The sequence below is a fragment of the Microbispora sp. H10836 genome, from assembly GCF_012999525.1.
GTDB lineage: Bacteria > Actinomycetota > Actinomycetes > Streptosporangiales > Streptosporangiaceae > Microbispora.
Genome location: NZ_JABBWU010000019.1, coordinates 33,272 through 50,589 on the forward strand (window position 1 = coordinate 33,272; position 17,318 = coordinate 50,589).

Here is a 17,318-nt window from a genome sequence, read left to right on the forward strand (position 1 = left end):
TGTCCGCTGGACACAAGATCACAGGGTTAGGATCGTGGACATGCGCCAGATCGACCCCGACTTCCTCGCCCTGCCGCTGCGGCGGCTGGCGGACGCGGCCCTGCAGCGCGCCCGTGACCTGGGAGCCGAGCACGCCTCGTTCCGGCTCGAACGCGTGCGCGCCGAGACGCTGCGCCTGTTCGACGCCCGGCTCGAAGGCTCCTCGGACGCCGACGACCTCGGCTTCGCCGTACGGGTCGTCAAGGACGGCACCTGGGGCTTCGCGTCCGGGATCGAGCTGACCCCGGAGGCGGCGGCCCGGGCCGCCGAGGAGGCCGTGCGGGTGGCGGCGGTCAGCGCGCCCATCAACCGCGAGCCGGTGGAGCTCGCCCCCGAGCCGGTGTACGACGACGTGACCTGGGTGTCGTCCTACGAGGTCGACCCGTTCGACGTGCCGCTGCCGGACAAGGCGGCGCTGCTCGCGGAGTGGTCCTCGGGTCTGCTCGGCCGGGTCGACCACGTCTCGGCCTCGCTGACGCAGGTCAAGGAGCAGAAGTTCTACGCCGACACGGCCGGCACGGTGACCACGCAGCAGCGGGTGCGGCTGCACCCCGTCCTGACGGCGATGCGGGCCGACGGCGACCGGTTCGACGACATGCGCACGCTGGCCCCGCCGGTCGGCCGGGGGTACGAGTACCTGACCGGCACCGGCTGGGACTTCCCCGCCGAGCTGGCCGAGATCCCCGACCTGCTGGACGAGAAGCTCAAGGCGCCCTCGGTCGAGGCCGGGCCGTACGACCTGGTGGTCGACCCGTCGAACCTGTGGCTCACGATCCACGAGTCGATCGGCCACGCGACCGAGCTGGACCGGGCGCTCGGCTACGAGGCGGCCTACGCCGGCACCTCGTTCGCCACCTTCGACCAGCTCGGCAGCCTGCACTACGGCTCGCCGGTGATGAACGTGACAGGCGACCGCACGGTCGAGCACGGCCTGGCCACCGTCGGCTGGGACGACGAGGGCGTGGCCGGCCAGTCGTTCGACATCGTCCGCGAGGGCACTTTGGCCGGCTACCAGCTCGACCGGCGGATGGCGCTGCTCAAGGGGCTCGGCCGGTCGAACGGCTGCGCGTTCGCCGACTCCCCCGGGCACGTGCCGATCCAGCGGATGGCCAACGTGTCGCTCCAGCCCGCGGCGGACGGCCCGTCCACCGACGAGCTGATCTCCCGGGTCGGGCACGGCATCTACGTCGTCGGCGACAAGAGCTGGTCGATCGACATGCAGCGGTACAACTTCCAGTTCACGGCGCAGCGGTTTTACAAGATCGAGAACGGCCGGCTGGCCGGGCAGCTGCGCGACGTGGCCTACCAGGCGACCACCACGGACTTCTGGCGCTCGATGGAGGCCGTCGGCGGTCCGCAGACGTACGTGCTCGGCGGCGCCTTCAACTGCGGCAAGGGCCAGCCGGGCCAGGTCGCTCCGGTCAGCCACGGCGCCCCCGCGGCGCTGTTCCGCGGCGTACGGATCCTCAACACCGTCCAGGAGGGTGGCAAGTGAGCGACGGGGTGACCACACCGCAGGAGACGGTGGAGCGGGCGCTCGCGCTGAGCGGGGCCGACGGCTGCGTCGTGATCGCGGACGAGGGCTCGACCGCCAATCTGCGCTTCGCCGGCAACACGCTGACGACCAACGGCGTCGCGCGCTCGTCCCGGCTCACCGTGATCTCCGTCGTGGGCGCCGGGGTGGGGGTCGTCTCACGCTCCGCCGTACGCGCCGATCAGCTCGGGGACGTGGTGGCCGAGGCCGACCGCGCCGCGCGGGAGGCCCGGCCGTCGGAGGACGCCCGGGCGCTGGTGGGGGGAACCGCCGGGGAGGGCTGGGAGCGCCCGGTGGAGCCGACCTCCATCGACGTGTTCCGGGACTTCGCCCCCGCGCTCGGCGAGGCGTTCGCCGCCGCCGACGCCTCCGGCCGCAGGCTGTACGGCTTCGCCGAGCACATCGTGACCTCGACGTTCGTCGGCTCGTCCACCGGCCTGCGGCTGCGCCACGACCAGCCGACCGGGCGGCTCGAACTGAACGCCAAGTCGGCCGACATGTCGAGTTCGGCGTGGACGGGCGTGGCCACCCGCGACTTCTCCGACGTGGACGTGGCCGCCCTGGACGAGACGCTCACCCGGCGGCTGGACTGGGCCAAGCGGCGGATCAGCCTGGAGCCGGGCCGCTACGAGACGCTCCTGCCCGCGACCGCGGTCTCCGACCTGCTGATCTACCTGTACTGGGCGGCGGGCGCGCGGGACGCCGCCGACGGCCGCACGGTGTTCTCACGGCCCGGCGGCGGCACCCGGGTGGGCGAGCGGCTCTCACCGCTGCCGATCTCGCTGCACAGCGACCCGGCGCGGGCCGGCGTCGAGTGCGCGCCGTTCGTCGTCGCCCACTCCTCCGGCCGGGAGCAGTCGGTCTTCGACAACGGCCTGCCCCTGACCCGCACCGAGTGGATCAGCGACGGCACCCTGGCCAACCTCGTGCAGACCCGGCACTCGGCCGAGCTGACCGGCCTCGCCACCACCCCGCAGATCGACAACCTGATCATGACGGGGCCCGAGGGCGGCCGCTCGCTGGAGGAGATGATCGCCTCGACCGAGCGGGGCCTGCTGCTCACCTGCCTGTGGTACATCCGCGAGGTCGACCCGCAGTCGCTGCTCCTGACCGGTTTGACCAGGGACGGCGTCTACCTCGTCGAGAACGGCGAGGTCGTGGGCGAGGTGAACAACTTCCGGTTCAACGAGTCGCCGGTCGACCTGCTCGGCCGCCTCACGGAGGTGGGCGCGAGCGAGCAGACGCTGCCGCGCGAGTGGAACGACTGGTTCACCCGCGCCGTCATGCCGCCCGTCCGCGTGCCCGACTTCAACATGTCGACGGTCAGCCAGGCCAGCTAGGCGTCAGGCCGGGGCCGGGGCCTCACATCGCCTCATTCGGCGTCCTCCAGGCGGAAGCCCACTTTCATGCCGACCTGGAAGTGGGCCACCTCGCCGTCCACGATGTGCCCGCGCACCTCGGTCACCTCGAACCAGTCCAGGTGCCGCAGCGTCTGGGCGGCCCGCCTGACGCCGTTGCGGATGGCCTGGTCGACGCTTTCGGCCGAGGTGCCCACTATCTCGGTCACCCGGTAGGTGCGATCCGACATCATGTCCTCCTGCCTGTGCCTGTCGCGTGATCGTATCGCCGTGCGGGCGTCACCCCGCCTCACCCCGGGGTCTACCGTGGAAACCGTGAATCCATGGCGCTGGTTGAGAAAAGACCGCCCGGTCGTTCACCAGGTGACGGACGCCCAGCCGTCGCTGACCGACGACGTGCGCAAACGGGAGATCAGTTACCTCATCAAGATGGGCATCCGGCTCGTCTGCCTGATCCTGGCGGTGGCGGTACCGGCCCCCTGGCCCGTCAAGGCCCTGTTCGTCGCGGGGGCCGTTCTTTTGCCATACCTTGCCGTAATCGGGGCTAACCAAAGAGGTCATGAGCCTCCTCCGCCCCCGGGCTTTACGTCACCTGACCAAAACGAGATACCACGCCATCGACGCGAGATCGGGTCGTGACAAAGTCTTGACGCAACCCATGGGTTGGAGGTGTACAGTTTAGCCAAGCGCTCTGGTCCCCCGTCGGAGCGCTGGTGCCGGCGTTCCGGGCCCCCGTCGGAACGCCGATGAAGCGGCGCCGGGTGGTTTGCCCCCGTAACCACCCGGCGTCGCCCTTTTCTGACATCTTTACACGGACCTCACGGACCGGCCGTCGCGGTCGTCCCCCCTAGGAGACGGCCCTTCCGCCGAACGGCCCCCGGCGCCCGCCCTTCCCCCTCCCGCGGCGCGCCGGGGCCGTGGCAGCAGGTGTCAGGAACCGGGGCTGTCAGGAGTCACGAGTGTCAGGAGTGGCGGGCGCCTCCGCGGTCGCCCGCGCCCAGTCCTTCGCCATCCGGGACAGCCGCTCCATCGCGTCCGGCGGCGCGGTGCCGGCCCCCTGCGCCAGCCCCAGCAGGTAGGCGGTCAACGGGGCGGCCGGCCGCGCCACGCCGTGCGCCACATCCCTCGTCAGGTCGAGCACCGCGGTCCGGTCCACCCTGGCGGGGTCGATGCCCAGCTCGCGGCAGACCAGCGCCGTCCATTCCTCCAGCACGTTCACGCGCACTCCCTTCACCCCACGTCCCACGGCCCGTTCGCGGGCCGCGCGGAGATCGTCGACGGTGTCGCAATCGAACCACGGCGGGATCTCGCCCGGCGCCACCGGCGGGCGCACGGGCGCCGGCGCCAGCGGGCCGAGCAGCCCGCGCAGCGACCGCCCCGGGTACGCGCCGAGCGCCGCCCGCAGCGTCGCCGTCCGCCACGCTCCGGTGAGCCACTGCTCACGGCCCTCGTCGTCCACGAGCACCGCGCCCGCGCCGCCCTCGGGCACGGCCGCCAGGAGCGCCCCGACGTGACCGGCGACCACGAACGGCAGGTCGGCGGCGAGCAGGACGACCAGCGGGGAGGTCACCTCGGCGAGCCCGGCACGCAGCGCCGGCACGGGCCCGCCGCCGGGCGGGTCCTCACGGGTGAAAAGCACGCCCGGCATGTCCCTCGGCGGGCCCACCACGACCACGGTGCGGGCGTCGCGGACGGCCGCCGCCACGCGCTCGACCAGGGGCAGTCCGCCGACGAGCGCGCCCGGCTTGTCCGTCCCGCCGAGGCGCTCGGCCCGGCCCCCCGCCAGGATCACGGCGTCGTACGCCGCGGCTCCGGTTCCGACGCCGGCGCCGGTTCCGGTTTCGTGGACAGGACGCACGGCGGACTCCAGGACTCTTCGGGGCCCCGTCAGCCGCCGATGGCCGACATCGGACGGGCCGGCTGCAGGAACGCGGGATCGTCGATGCCGTGCCCGGCCTTCTTCCCCCGCACCGCCGCGACCCATCGCTCCGCCAGTTCCTCGTCCGAGGCGCCCGAGCGCAGCGCCGTACGCAGGTCGGACTCCTCGGTGGCGAACAGGCAGTTGCGGACCTGGCCGTCGGCGGTGATCCGGACACGGTCGCAGGCGCCGCAGAACGGCCGGGTGACCGAGCCGATCACTCCCACCCGCTGCGGGCCGCCGTCGACCAGGAACAGCTCGGCGGGGGCGCTGCCCCGCTCGCGCGGGTCGTCCTCGGCGAGGTCGAAGGAGTCCTTGAGCAGCCCGAGGATCTCGTCGGCCGTGATCATGTCGTCGCGGCGCCAGCCGTGCTGGGCGTCGAGCGGCATCTGCTCGATGAAGCGCAGCTCGTATCCCCGGTCGAGGCAGTGGCGCAGCAGCGGCACGGCCTCGTGCTCGTTGACGCCGCGCATCAGCACCGCGTTGACCTTGACCGGTGTGAGCCCCGCGGCCGTCGCGGCGGCGAGCCCGTCCAGCACGTCGCGCAGCCGGTCGCGGTGTGCGAGCCGGACGAACACGTCACGGTCGAGCGTGTCCAGCGAGACGTTGACGCGGTCGAGGCCGGCCCGCGCGAGCGGCTCCGCGAGGCGGACCAGGCCGATGCCGTTGGTCGTCAGCGACACCTGTGGACGCGGGCGCAGCGCGGCGGTCGCGGTCACGATCTCGACGAGCTCCCGCCGCAGCAGCGGCTCGCCACCGGTGAAGCGGACCTCCCGGATGCCGAGCCGCTCGACGCCGATCGTCACCAGGCGGACGATCTCCTCGCCGGTGAGCAGTTCGGGTTTGGGCAGCCAGTCGAGGCCCTCGGGCGGCATGCAGTACGCGCACCGCAGGTTGCACCGGTCGGTCAGCGACACCCTCAGATCGGTCGCGACCCGGCCGAACGAGTCAACCAGCACGAGAGGACCTCCAACCCCCAGAGAGCCTCAAGCCTAAGCCCTGCCGTCATGACGGCGACAACCTCGCTGTCCCCGCCCTGATTCCCGCCGGCCACCGACCGGCTTCGCGGCCGCCGCGCTCACGGCTTGCTCAGGGCCTCCTGCCGGCCGGCCTCCACCTGGTCGTCCAGTGACGGGACGCCGGGATCGGCGGGCGGCAGGGGTGCGACGGCGTCCGCACCACCCGAGCCCTCCGGCGCCGTCATCGGGTGGAGGCGTTCGGCGGCCCAGCCCCCCTCCGTCAGCGCCCGCCACGCGGACTCCGCCCGGACCGCGGACAGGCCGAACTCCGCGAAGAGGGCCCCTCGATCCGGAGACGCCGTGGCGGCGACGTCGTCGAGACCGACTCCGAGCTCCGCGAGCCTGGCGAGCAGCAGCGCCAGCTCCCCCGGCCGCTCCCCCACGGCGACCCGCAACCGCACCTGGCCCGGCGGCGTGCCGGTGCGCCTGCCGTGGATCCGGTTGAGTCCGGCGATCCCCCGGCGCAGCAGGTCCTCGATCCTCATCACGCTGTGACCCTCGCGCACCGGTTCGGCCGCCGCGAGGTCGTCGAGTGCGGCCAGCACGGCCGACAGGTCGTCGTTCAGCGCTCGCAGCACTCTGGCGACCGCGGCGGCGTTGGCCTGGAGGATGTCGCTCCACAGGCGAGGATCGCCGGCCGCGATGCGGGTGACGTCGCGCAGTCCCTGCCCGGCGAGCCGGAAGGCCTCCTCAGGCCCGGCCTGGAGCCGCGCCGCCATCAGGCTGGCCACCACGTGCGGGGCGTGGGACGTCAACGCCACGGCGGCGTCGTGCGCCTGGTCCTCCATCACCACGGGGATCGCACCGCACAGGGCCACCATCTCGAGCACCCGGTTCAGGGCCGGCTGCGAAGTGGCCTGCGTGGGCGTGAGCACCCATGACCGATCCTCGAAGAGGTCGGCGCGGGCCGCGAGCGGGCCCGACCTCTCCCGGCCCGCCAGCGGATGCCCGCCCACGAACGTCACCGGGTCGGAGATGGTGCGCAGCACGTCGCGGGCCGGGGCGGACTTCACGCTCGCCACGTCGGTATAGGCGTGGGCGAGTCCGCGCAGCTGCTGCTCGGCCAGCACCGCGCCCACCCTGCTGGGCGGTACGGCGATCACGGCGAGGTCCACCCGCTCCGCCGGGGCGCCGGCCACGCCGGCGCCCAGCGCCGCCGCGGTGCGCGCCGCCGTCTCGTCCTGGTCCAGCAGATGCACCATAACGCCGTGCCGGCTCACCGCGAGCCCCACCGATGTCCCGATCAAACCTGTGCCGACCACCGCCATGGTGCGCATCACAGGGTCACTCCCCCTTCTCCCGGCTGTGCCAGGTCCTCGCGCAGCGCCGCCGCGCCCCCCAGGTACACGTGCCGGACGTCGCGGACGGCTCGAGCGGTCCGCACGTGCGCGAGGACGCGCACCGTTCGGGGCAGCGCTCCCTTCACGTCCAGTTCCCGGGCGCACATCAAGGGGACGTGTGTGAGGCCGATCGCGCGCGCCGCCGCGGCGGGGAACGCGCTCACCAGGTCCGGGGTGGCGGTGAACACGATGCTGATGAGGTCGTCGGGCGACAGGTCGTTGGCATTCATGATCTTGCGGAGCATGGTCTGGACGCTCTCCAGGAGGTGCGGCTCGTCGTCCCGCTCGACCTGGATGGCGCCCCGCACCGCCCGGACGGTCATCCCCGTCCCGCCCGGGGAAGCCCCCCTCCCCGCCGGGTCCTGACGGAGCATCTCCGCGACGAGGAAGGCCAGTTCGAGGGACTGACTGCGGTTGAGCCGGGGGTCGCAGGCGGTCTCGTAGCGCCGGTGCAGGTGGTCGACGAGGATCTCGTCTCCGCCGCCCAGGCACTCGGTGACGTCGTCCCCGGTGAGCTCCACGTGGATGCCGCCCGGGTGGGTGCCGAGCGCCCTGTGCACCTCGAAGAAGCCCCTGACCTCGTCGAGCACGTCGTCGAAGCGGCGGGTCTTGTGCCCGGAGGCCGCCTCGAAGGTGTTGCCGTGCATCGGGTCGCAGACCCACACCACCTGGGCGCCCTCGGCGGTCACCTTCTCCACCAGCTCGGGCAGCCGGTCCCGGACGGCGCGCGCGCCCATCCGGGTGACGAACGTCAGCCGGCCGGGCTCACGCTCGGGGTCGAGCCGGTCGATCAGGGCCAGCGCCTCCTCCGGCGTACTGGACGGCCCCAGTTTCACCCCGATCGGGTTGCGGATCCCGGAGACGAACGCGACATGCGCGTGGTCGAGCTGCCGGGTGCGCTCCCCGATCCACACCATGTGCGCCGACACGTCGTACAGCCGCCCGGTGCGGGAGTCCGTCCGGGTCAGCGCCGACTCGTAGTCCAGGATCAGCGCCTCGTGGGAGGAGTAGAACTCGACCGCGCCGAACTCCTCCGGATCGGCCCCGCAGGCGTTCATGAAGCTCAGCGCCCGGTCGATCTCCCGGGCCAGGGCCTCGTAGCGCCGGCCCGCCGGTGAGGACTTCACGAAGTCCTGGTTCCAGGAGTGCACCTGGCGCAGGTCGGCGTACCCGCCGGTGGTGAAGGCCCGCACCAGGTTCAGCGTCGAGGCGGACGCGTGGTACATCCGCTTGAGCCGCTCCGGGTCGGGTGTGCGGGCCCCGGGGGTGAACTCCATGCCGTTGATGGAGTCGCCCCGGTAGCTCGGGAGCGTCACGCCGTCGCGGGTCTCGGTGGGCGCGGAACGCGGCTTGGAGTACTGCCCCGCGATCCGGCCCACCTTGACGACGGGCATGGAGGCGGCGTACGTGAGGACCGCGCTCATCTGGAGCAGCGTCTTGAGTTTGTTGCGGATCTGGTCGGCGGAGACCCCGCCGAAGGTCTCGGCGCAGTCGCCGCCCTGCAACAGGAATGCCTCACCCCTGGCGACGGCTCCCAGGCGGGCGCGCAGTTGGTCGCACTCGCCGGCGAAGACGAGCGGGGGGTACGACTCGAGGTCCGCGATCACACCGCGCAGAGCCTCGCGGTCGGGGTACTCGGGCTGCTGCGCCGCGGGTAGGTCTCGCCAGGACTGGCCCACCGGGGCACTCTGCGGAGAATTCATGGCTGTGGTGTCTTCCGGCTGGGGACGAGATCGTCCGTGCTTTCGATGGCCATGCACGCGTTGGGTCGCACCTTCTGCCTCACAGGTATGTGTGCCGGGTCCGCATTCCGCGCGCACCCGCCGCCACGCCCTCCGGACGCGCCGGTACGGCGAGAGCCGCCCGGAGGCCGCGGCGGCGGCCGGACCTCGGCGGGCGTGCTACTCCTCGAGCAGGTCGGGCTGCTCGGCGACGATCTCGTCCCAGAGCAGCTGGAAGCTGAACCAGCCGAGCTGCGGATCGCCGAATCCGGCGCCCGCGGCCTCGGCCTGTTCGCGCGTGAACGTCCGCGGGGTGCCGGCCGCCAGGGCGAGCAGCTGCACCTGGGCGCAGCTGTCGTAGGTGAAGAACCAGTGGACCGCCTCGTCCAGCGACCCGCCGACCGTGATCAGCCCGTGGTGCCGCAGCAGGATGGCCCGGTTGTCGCCGAGCTTGTCCGCGATGTCCCGGCCCTGTTCCAGGGACACGGAGGGGCCCTCGTACGCCTCGTACAGGGTCTGCCGGCCGTAGAAGGCGGCCGACTCCTGGTCGATCGGCTCCAGCAGGCGGCCGAGCGCGCCGAGCGCGCGCGAGTGCGCCGTGTGTCCGTGCGCCGCGGCGGTGGCGTCCGGCCGGAGCTCGTGGATCTGCGAGTGGATGACGAAGGCGCTGGGGTTGACCCGGTGCCTGCCGTGGACGACCCGTCCGGCGGAGTCGACGCAGATCAGATCGGCGACGCGTACGCGGTTGAAGGAGACGCCGAAGGGGTTCACCCAGAAACGGTCGTGGTGCTCCGGGTCGCGTACGGAGATGTGGCCCGAGATGCCCTCCCCGAACCCGTACTTGCCGAACAGCCGGAGGGCCGCCGCCAGGCGCTGCTTGCGGTGGCGGCGGGTTTCGTCGGGACTGTCGAAGGCCGGCTCGCCCGGGATGGGCAGGCCCGTCGCGGTGTCCGCGAGGTACGCCGGGCGCGGCTCGGCGGCCGTCGTCATGGTCATGGTCGTTTCACCTCTCTGCTGCTGGTCTGTGCTGCTGGACAGGCCGTGTGAGCTGGTGAGCGGGCGTGGGCGCCGGGACCCGCTACGCGGGGAGCAGGACGTCCTCGGACCGGGCGGCGTCTCCGGCCTCCGCGTGCTGCAGGATGGCCGCGACGATGTCCTCGCTGCGGTCCACCAGGGACGGGATGCCGAAGGTGAAGAAGAGGGCTCCGGCCCCGATGGTGCCGAGTCCGTACAGGCGCGGATCCGGTGCGCCGCCCGCGATGAGGCGGCTCGTCTCCCGGGCCAGCCGGAGTCCGCCGTGCGGATGGGGGCTCGCGGCGCGGCCGGCGGTGAGCGCGGTCACCAGGGACCGGGCGGCGGCCGGTATGCGGTCCTCGGACGCGTTCACCGCGTTGATCACCGTGTCGGCGCCGATGACCTCCCCGTCGGAGGTGGCGAGCTCGAAGCCGCCACCGGAGCGTACGGCGACCTTCTGGAGCCCGGACCGCACGTCCAGCCGGCCGGCGTCGACGAGTTCGAGCAGCCGCGCCGCGCTGCTCGGCGGCATGGGACAGCACAGGCTCATGACGGTGCGGTAGTGGGAACGCAGCATCGCCGCCCTGTCCCGCTCCGTCAGCAACGGCCAGACGTCGGGGCCGATGTCCGGGACCGCGCGCTGCAGGATCCGCAGGCCCGGGTCCGGCGAGTCCACCGCGGCGAGATGACGGCGCAGGCGTTCGACCGGCGGCTCCATGTCCACGTCGACGATCTCGGCGCGTATCGCGTCGAGGTCCGCGCCGGCGTCCACGAGTTCGGCCCGGACGACCGCCGTGAGGTCCTCGACGGACATCTCCCGCCGCTGCCGGGCGAGTGAGCGCATGTGGCACTTGGTGAGATGGCGCAGTTCGAGCTCGATCGGCCGCTGCCGGACGGCGGGGAGCACACCCCTCCTGGACAGGAGGGTGATCCGTCCCTGATGCCCCTGCGCGTCCAGGTGGAGGATGACGTCGACCGCGGTCAGGCCGCTGCCGATGACGGCCACGTCCTGCCGTTCCCCGATGTGGCGGAGACTGCCGGAGACAGGGTACGGGTCGGCGACGAATCCGGGTGCGCCGGTCAGCCCGTAGACGTCCCTGGGGCCGTCGCCGCCCACGCACAGAACCGCGTAGTCGAACGCGCCCGCGCTCGTGCCGCCCGTACTGAGCAGCACGTGGTCGGCGGTCCGCCGGGCCCCGGTGACCGCGGTTCCGACGAGGTCGACCCGCCAGCCCTGCCTGCGCAGTTCCCCCAGTGCCGCGTACGCCGTCTGCTCCAGGTACTCGCCGTAGACGGTCCGCGGTACGAAACGTGCTCCCGAGTAGGCGTCGACGTACCCGGCGTCGTCGGCGACGCGCTCCCGTATCTCCAGCCAGCGCTCGAAGTGGTGAAGGTCGCCCACCCGTGCCGACATGTCGTCGGGGGTCGCGTTGACCTTGATGACCTCGGTGTCGACCTGGTAGGCCCGGCCCCGCCACAGGTTGGGGGACGGTTCGAACACGGTGATGCTGCCCGGCCTTCCCCGCTCCCGGGCCAACGCGTCGATGAGGCAGACCGCGGACGCGCCGCCTCCGATCACACCGATTGAGATTCCAGACATGTGTCAGCCTCGCCTGTCGATTTATGGAGAAGGAATGGCGCTAGCCGATCCGGTTCAGGTCGATCCGATGAAATGCCCCCTGCAGAAAAACCAACGGCGCCCGCGGATGGTTCGTACCGAGCCCGACTATCTCCCCGACGAGCAGAAGATGGTCGCCGGCCACGATGTGATTCCAGTACCGGCATTCCAGCCATGCCGAGGAGTCCAGGAGCAGGGCCCCGGTCCGCTCGCCCGGCTTCGTGGGGAGACTGCTCAGGGCCTTTTTCCTTTCCTGTTCGGGGCGGGCGAATATCCGGGCCAGATCCTCGCCTTCGGCGTCGAGGATGGAAACCGCCCAGACCCGGGCCTCCATCAGATCGGACAGGAACGTCGATTCACGGCGGATACTCAGCGATATCAGCGGAGGGTCCAGCGAGACCGAGGTCAGCGAATTGATCGTCAGGGCGTTGTGTGTGCGGAGCGAAGCGGTGCCGGAGAACGTGGTCACCACGCACACGCCCGTGGCGAAATTGCGCATCACCGTGCGCAGGTCGTCCTGCACGGCGACCGCCACCTGATTTGCCGTTGGCGCCTCACCCATCGTTGGTCCTCCCGGGGAGCATCGGACACGAAATATTCAACGCATGCTCAGAAAATGACGGCCCCCGCGGGACGGACCCCCGACGGCCGCAAAGCGAAATCGAATCGGCTCGACACCGACGACATTACCCAGCGCCGGCGCGGACATTTGCCGGAGTGCGCACCGGAGATTGCCGGTGCACGACGATTTCAGGGCGACCGGGCCGGGGCGCACGCCGTTCGCGTTTTTCCGGAAAGCGCACGGGCGCGGATCAGCGCCGGAGAAAGGTTCGCCGGGCGCCGGGCCGCAGGGGGACGAAGGCGCCGGGGCCCCAGCGCAGCGCGGTCGCGTGACGGATCTCCACCGCGCGTTCCACATCGAACTCGACGATCCGCAGCGCCCCGGGCAGCGCCGCGCTTCGCCGTGTGTCCCAGTCGACTCGGGCGCGGCCGGTCAGCTGCAGGGTGTGGCCCCGTTCCCAGTCCGGGAAGAGCAGGCCGCACGAGGGGTTGAGATACAGGTTCCCCAACGTCATGTAGAAGGAGTTCCCGACGTAGTCGGGCCAGGAGAGCCTGCGCGGTCCCTCGACGGTCACGAAGCCCGGTTCCCCGCCTCGGTGCGAGGCGTCCGCGCCGTGCTCCGGGGAGTGGCTGGCGATGAAGAAGGTGTCCGCCTCCGCGATCCACCGTTGCTGTCGCGGTCCGAGATCCGCCCGGCTCGCCGCGGCGGGCCGTACGGAGCCCGGATCGTCCTCCAGCAGCACACGCTGCCGGAGGTACTTGGGGCAGTTGCCCAGCACCTGTTCGGTCCGCAGGTGGAGCCTGTCCTCGTGCCGCCGGGCCACACCGTTCACCCTGATGCGGCGCATCGTCTGCGGCTCGATCGCCAGCGTCCCCACGGCGCGCTCCGTCTCGAAGGCGTGCTCCAACGGGTCGCCCGCGACGGGCAGGGCGGCGACCACGAGGTTGTGGTGGCCGACCGGGTCGGCGAACCCCGTGTCTCCCGTGACGAGGGAGGCCCACACCGCGCCCCCGGGATCGGCGGCGCCGAGGACGAGCATGCGTTGCCGCCTCAGGAAGTCGGCGAATCCCGGCTGGATCACGTCGTCGAACATGGGAGACCCCCAGCCCGCGTGTCCCTCGCCCGCCCGCTTCTGCACGGCCTGTTCACCCTCGTGGTGGCGCGTCTTGACCACGTCGATCTCCTCGTGTCCGCAGGAAGCTCCGCCCGGCGCCGCCGACGCCGGCCCGCGCTGTCGCCGTCACCCGGTGCGGGGATACGCGCCGCCGCTGGCGGCGGCGGAAAGGCCCGGGCGACGACTGGACGCTAGCGACGCGGCCGTCCGCCCACTTGGCGGGTCGCGCACGTTTCCTTGCGCCGATACGCACGTAAATCGCCCGTGACTGCGCGTGGTAGTACGGTTCGGCGCCCGGCGGCATGACCGGATCCAGGTGGGCGGCGTCCGCGGCCCGCCGGCGATGTTTCCGAGGCACATGTGGCAGTCATCGAAAACTTCGATCGCCATAGAAAATCCGGCAAAGCGCATGTTCTCATGTCTTGCGGGCGAAGCGACCCCGGGGCGACATCAATCCGTTCAAGGACCAAGCCCCGTTTGAAGAGGTCGCGGTTGTGCCTTCGCGGAACGGCACGTCTACCACTAGGTCTTACCGACGAGGTGATTGATCGATGCTGCCTGTCCAAGTACCGAATGCACGTCAAACCGTCGTCCACACGAAACCGTTCGCGCGTTCGCAGGGTCACCTGGAGATCATTCGTGATCACCGGGCGGAGCTCGATGGGACCACGGCGGCCAGGCAGTTCGGTGAAGTGCGGTTCTCCTTGGTCGACGGAGGGCCCCGCGAACTCATCCGGCCCAGCAGGCTGATCGACCAGAGTGCCGAGGGATACCTGAGGGTATGTCGTCCGCTGGCCGGCGAGATATGGGTCTTCCAGGACGGGCGGCACGCGGTCGTGCGCGATCCGGAATTCGTCTGCTATGACAGTTTGCGGCCCTACAAAATCGTCATGCCGGAGCCGTTCCGTATGGCGACCCTGCTGTTTCCGCATCGTCTGATGGGACTCACGCCGAAGGACACCGAACTCCTCACGGCGAGGTCCTGCACCGGTTCAGAGGGACTCGGCGCACTCATGTCCAATCTTCTCATCGGGCTCGAGAAGCACAGCGGGAAAGTCGGCACGGCGATCGAGCTGCTGGGCGGAAGCGTGGCGGGCCTGGCCGCGGCCTTCTTCGCCGAGCGCATGCGGTCGCTGGCCGCCGATGCCGACGCGGGCAGGCAGGCCTTGATGCTGAGCATCCAGGCGTTCATCCGGGAAAGGCTCGCCGACCCGGACCTCACCCCGGCCGTCGTGGCCCAGCGGCACAACGTCTCGCTCCGGTATCTGCAGAAGATATTCCAGGAGCACAACATCAGCCCGGCGCGCTGGATCCGAGACGAGCGGCTGGCCCGCTGCCGGGCGGAGCTGGGCGATCCCGGGCTCGATCACCTGTCCATCGCGGCCGTGGGCGAGCGATCGGGATTCTACGGCGCCTCGCATTTCAGCCGCCTCTTCCGGGACCGGTACGGCATCACCCCCAGGGAGTTCCGGAAGCAGCGGAACACGAACCCCGCCGAGTCCACCGGCAGCCCCGCACCGATTTGACCGACCAGCGGAAAGGTGACGCAGTGACAAGCTTCGAATTCCCCGGACAGTACTACGAGCTGATGCGCAGGGATTTCCGGAACCTCGCGGCGGAGACGGATTTCCTCGCCTCTCTCCTGCCGGACGGCGGGCGGGCTCTCGATCTCGGCTGCGGGACCGGGACCAACCTCCGCGAACTCGGCGCGCGCGGCTACTCCGGCGTCGGCGTCGACCAGAGCGCCAGCTTCGTCGAGTACGCGCGGCGGATGGGCGGAGAGGGGGTCGAGTACGTGCACGAGCGGGTCGAGGACTTCGACAGCGAGGACCGGTTCGACCTCGTCTACTGCCTGTTCATGACGCTCAACTACCTGCCGCGGGCGGAGCTGCGGCGCGTTCTGCGGAAGATGCGCGGCCTGCTGCTGCCCGGTGGGCACGTCGTCCTCGAGTTCGGCCACCTGCTGAACTTCGTGGAGAGCTACCAGCCGTACACGGTCGCCCACCACCGCGGTGACGGGGTGCTCGTCACCCGGCTCGCCCGCCAGTCGCTCAACCCCCGCGCGGCGAACTGGAGGAACGAGGAGACCCTGCTCGTACGGGAGGCCGACGGCCGGGTGAGCATGTACGACAACTTCTTCGACCAGGCGGTCCTCACCGGGCCCGAGGTGCGCGAGCTGCTGGCCGACGCCGGCCTCGGGATCTCGGCCGAGTACGGCGGCTTCCGCAAGGAGCAGGTTCCCCCGCACGGGCGCGGACCGGTCGTGATCGTGGCGACCGCGGAGGGGGCGGGGGCGCTGTGACGAACGCCGGCATCTCGCTTCTCGACGGCGGTCCGGTCGTCACCCCCGACGTCCCGCATCTCGGTGAGGCACTCGTCCATGCGGCGCGGGCGGGAAGCGCGGAGGGGATCTGCTTCATCCGGCCGGACGGCTCGGAGTCCCGGATGACCTACCGGGAACTGCTGGACGCCGCCTCGCGCATGCTCGCGGGGATCCGCGCGGCCGGTGTCGCGCCCGGGGAGACGGTCGTCCTCCAGGTGGCCGACGACCCGGAGTTGCTGGTCGCCTTCTGGGCCTGCGTCCTGGGCGGTTTCGTCCCGATGCCCGTCAACGCCGGCGCGACCGCCGACCAGCGGGAGGCCGCGCCCGGGCTGCTGGAGCGGGTCTGGAACGGCTACGGGAAGCCGTGGGTGATCACGGGCGCGGAGCAGCCGCTGTCCCGGGAGGTCCTCGCCGATCCGGCCTGGCGGACCGCGTGGCTGGGAGACACCCGCCGGTTGCTCGCACACTCTCCCGACCACCGCCGGCACCGGGCCGAACCCGGCGACCCGGCCATGTACCTCCTCACGTCCGGCAGCACCGGCGTGCCCAAAGCCGTGGTGCTCACGCACGGCAACGTGCTGAGCCGCACCGCGGCCACCGCCCGGGTGAACCGGCTGGGCGGCCGCAACCGCACCTTCAACTGGATGCCGCTCGACCACGTGGGCGGTCTCGTCATGTTCCACGTCCGCGACGTCTACCTCGGCTGCCATCAGGTCCATGCCCGGATCGAGTGGGTCCTCGAAGACCCGCTGCGCTGGATCGCCGCGATGGACCGCCACCGCGCGGACACCACATGGGCGCCCAACTTCGCCTTCGGGCTCATCAACGACCAGGCGGACCGGCTGAAGGAGCAGTCCTGGGACCTCAGCCGCCTGCGGTACATCATGAACGGCGGCGAGGCCATCCGGAACGGCGTGGTCCGCCGATTCCTGGAGCTGCTCGCGCCGTTCGGGCTTCCCGCGGACGCGATGTACCCGGGCTGGGGAATGTCGGAGACCTCCGCCGGGGTGGTGGACTGCCGGTTCTCCGCCGGCGACGGCGGCGACGAGCGGTACGTCCCCGTGGGACGGCCCCAGCCCGGCACGTCCGTACGGGTGGTGGACGAGCACAACGCGCTCGTGCCCCCCGGCGCCATCGGCAACCTGCAGGTCAGCGGCGCCCCAGTGACGGGCGGGTACTACCGCAACCCCGAGCAGAACCGCCAGTCGTTCACCGCCGACGGCTGGTTCAAGTCGGGCGACCTCGCCTACATCCAGGACGGGATCCTCACCGTGACCGGCCGCGCCGACGACGTCATCCAGCTCGGCGGCGTCACCTACCACGGCCATGAGATCGAGGCCCGGGTCGAGGAGCTCCCGTTCGTGGAGCCGTCGTACACCGTGGCCTGCCTGGTGACCGGAGAGAACGGGGAGACGGAGGAGCTGGCCGTGTTCTTCCACCCCCGCGACGGGATGCCGGCCTCCGAGGCGGAACGCCTGATCCGCGGCCGGGTGGCCGACACGTTCGGCGTCGGCGTGACATACGTCGTGCCGGTCAACAGGGAGGACGTCCCCAAGACCGGTATCGGCAAGCTCCGCAGGGCGCACCTGCGCGAGCGGTTCGAGGCGGCACGCGACACCGGCCGCGTCGTGGCGTTCACGCCACGCTCCTGACCCGGCCGAGTCCGTGACGCCGGTGCCGCCGGGGGAACCGTTCCCCCGGCGGCATCCGTCGTCCGCCGCGCGGACGCCCCGGGCTGACCTGTGCGGCCTGACCGGC

At 71.4% G+C, this 17,318-nt stretch carries 15 protein-coding genes and 1 pseudogene; 6 read left to right on the forward strand and 10 right to left on the reverse strand.

All coding sequences use genetic code 11. The features are described 5' to 3' along the window. The first annotated feature begins 40 nt into the window (after positions 1-40). Positions 41-1,534, forward strand: a complete 1,494-nt coding sequence (locus tag HHX30_RS29650; protein WP_169985819.1) for a TldD/PmbA family protein — start codon at positions 41-43, stop codon at positions 1,532-1,534. Continuing rightward, positions 1,531-2,913, forward strand: a complete 1,383-nt coding sequence (locus tag HHX30_RS29655) for a metallopeptidase TldD-related protein (protein ID WP_169985821.1) — start codon at positions 1,531-1,533, stop codon at positions 2,911-2,913. Before HHX30_RS29650 ends, HHX30_RS29655 begins: the two co-directional genes overlap by 4 nt. Positions 2,914-2,945: 32 nt before the next feature. On the opposite strand, the gene HHX30_RS29660 is transcribed toward HHX30_RS29655, so the two are convergent. Next, positions 2,946-3,161 carry a dodecin gene (locus HHX30_RS29660; protein WP_079314915.1) on the reverse strand — a complete coding sequence of 72 codons (216 nt, stop codon included), beginning with the start codon at positions 3,159-3,161 and terminating at the stop codon, positions 2,946-2,948. Between the two features lie 85 nt (positions 3,162-3,246). On the opposite strand from HHX30_RS29660, the gene HHX30_RS29665 reads away from it, so the two are divergent. Continuing rightward, a complete protein-coding gene (locus HHX30_RS29665; RefSeq protein WP_310741839.1) occupies positions 3,247-3,570 on the forward strand; it encodes a DUF3099 domain-containing protein in 324 nt (107 codons plus the stop codon). A 307-nt stretch (positions 3,571-3,877) separates the two neighbouring features. Here HHX30_RS29665 and HHX30_RS43475 read toward each other — a convergent pair whose 3' ends face one another. The 9 genes and pseudogenes from HHX30_RS43475 to HHX30_RS43480 all read right to left on the reverse strand — a co-directional run bounded on the left by HHX30_RS43475 (position 3,878) and on the right by HHX30_RS43480 (position 13,297). Then, the gene (locus tag HHX30_RS43475) at positions 3,878-4,789 is read right to left on the reverse strand and encodes an NTP transferase domain-containing protein (protein WP_311922912.1); all 912 of its coding nucleotides are present in this window, start codon (positions 4,787-4,789) and stop codon (positions 3,878-3,880) included. A gap of 29 nt (positions 4,790-4,818) precedes the next feature. Further along, on the reverse strand, positions 4,819-5,808 hold the full coding sequence (gene moaA / locus HHX30_RS29675; protein ID WP_169985827.1) for a GTP 3',8-cyclase MoaA: 990 nt from the start codon (positions 5,806-5,808) through the stop codon (positions 4,819-4,821). 119 nt (positions 5,809-5,927) lie between these two features. Next, positions 5,928-7,145 carry a prephenate dehydrogenase gene (locus HHX30_RS29680; RefSeq protein WP_211592754.1) on the reverse strand — a complete coding sequence of 406 codons (1,218 nt, stop codon included), beginning with the start codon at positions 7,143-7,145 and terminating at the stop codon, positions 5,928-5,930. Then, positions 7,145-7,531, reverse strand: coding sequence for a chorismate mutase (aroH, locus tag HHX30_RS29685; protein ID WP_169986028.1), 387 nt, complete (start codon positions 7,529-7,531; stop codon positions 7,145-7,147). The genes HHX30_RS29680 and aroH overlap by 1 nt, the downstream gene beginning before the upstream one ends. A gap of 39 nt (positions 7,532-7,570) precedes the next feature. Further along, positions 7,571-8,911 (reverse strand): annotated as a pseudogene (locus tag HHX30_RS29690) (class II 3-deoxy-7-phosphoheptulonate synthase); the annotation flags it as partial. A gap of 198 nt (positions 8,912-9,109) precedes the next feature. Then, positions 9,110-9,925: a class II aldolase/adducin family protein gene (locus HHX30_RS29695; protein ID WP_169985831.1), complete on the reverse strand. Its 816-nt coding sequence runs from the start codon at positions 9,923-9,925 to the stop codon at positions 9,110-9,112. 82 nt (positions 9,926-10,007) lie between these two features. Then, complete coding sequence (locus tag HHX30_RS29700) at positions 10,008-11,543, reverse strand: FAD/NAD(P)-binding protein (protein WP_169985833.1); 1,536 nt, start codon at positions 11,541-11,543, stop codon at positions 10,008-10,010. 40 nt (positions 11,544-11,583) lie between these two features. Next, the gene (locus tag HHX30_RS29705) at positions 11,584-12,123 is read right to left on the reverse strand and encodes a flavin reductase family protein (RefSeq protein ID WP_211592742.1); all 540 of its coding nucleotides are present in this window, start codon (positions 12,121-12,123) and stop codon (positions 11,584-11,586) included. Between the two features lie 250 nt (positions 12,124-12,373). Then, on the reverse strand, positions 12,374-13,297 hold the full coding sequence (locus HHX30_RS43480; protein ID WP_311922913.1) for a pyridoxamine 5'-phosphate oxidase family protein: 924 nt from the start codon (positions 13,295-13,297) through the stop codon (positions 12,374-12,376). 491 nt (positions 13,298-13,788) lie between these two features. Here HHX30_RS43480 and HHX30_RS29715 point away from each other — a divergent pair, with 491 nt between their 5' ends. From HHX30_RS29715 to HHX30_RS29725, 3 genes are read left to right on the forward strand one after another with little or no spacing between them, the layout of a single operon-like run. Continuing rightward, the gene (locus tag HHX30_RS29715) at positions 13,789-14,763 is read left to right on the forward strand and encodes a helix-turn-helix domain-containing protein (protein WP_169985835.1); all 975 of its coding nucleotides are present in this window, start codon (positions 13,789-13,791) and stop codon (positions 14,761-14,763) included. 23 nt (positions 14,764-14,786) lie between these two features. After that, positions 14,787-15,539, forward strand: coding sequence for a bifunctional 2-polyprenyl-6-hydroxyphenol methylase/3-demethylubiquinol 3-O-methyltransferase UbiG (locus HHX30_RS43485; protein WP_169985837.1), 753 nt, complete (start codon positions 14,787-14,789; stop codon positions 15,537-15,539). Further along, a complete protein-coding gene (locus HHX30_RS29725; protein ID WP_169985839.1) occupies positions 15,536-17,212 on the forward strand; it encodes an AMP-binding protein in 1,677 nt (558 codons plus the stop codon). The genes HHX30_RS43485 and HHX30_RS29725 overlap by 4 nt, the downstream gene beginning before the upstream one ends. Positions 17,213-17,318: the final 106 nt, after the last annotated feature.